General features: G+C 43.7%; 1 protein-coding gene. It reads right to left on the reverse strand.

The genetic code is table 11. The features are described from left to right. Nucleotides 1-39: 39 nt before the first annotated feature. On the reverse strand, nucleotides 40-451 hold a 412-nt coding region (locus tag JQ845_RS22985; protein ID WP_215907219.1), incomplete at its 5' end, for a hypothetical protein.

Genomic DNA, 451 nt, shown 5'->3' on the forward strand with positions numbered 1-451 from the left:
GGGTCCGTATCCAGATAACTCACTACCAGCTTGACTTAATCAGAAGGGAAACTCACCGTTAGATAAGACCCGAAACCCCGATGGATTTAGTAGCTTCGAGCTCCGTGCCGAAACATTAAGGTCGCCAGTGCATTGAATCGCTGTTTTTTGCTTATGCGCATTTACAGCATGCATGTACTCGTCAGGCACCACTTGAATAGACACATGCTTTTCAGTATCTCCAATCATCGTCGTTACTGTGATGGTACCCGCCTCGTCATTCAATGGCCTGTCCAATCGTTTTATAGAGACTATGATAGTTCGCGCTGGCAGAACAAAGTTATCTTTGTAATAGGATGACGCGTCCGAGATTTTGGCGATGGTCTCACAATCAACTCTATAGTTTTTTATTCTTGAAATGGGTTGATGGCAATGTGATGGGGTAATTGAAATTTTAAAACCGCGCTTCTTT

Origin of the sequence: Pseudomonas paraversuta (assembly GCF_904063065.1) — a bacterium.
GTDB lineage: Bacteria > Pseudomonadota > Gammaproteobacteria > Pseudomonadales > Pseudomonadaceae > Aquipseudomonas > Aquipseudomonas paraversuta.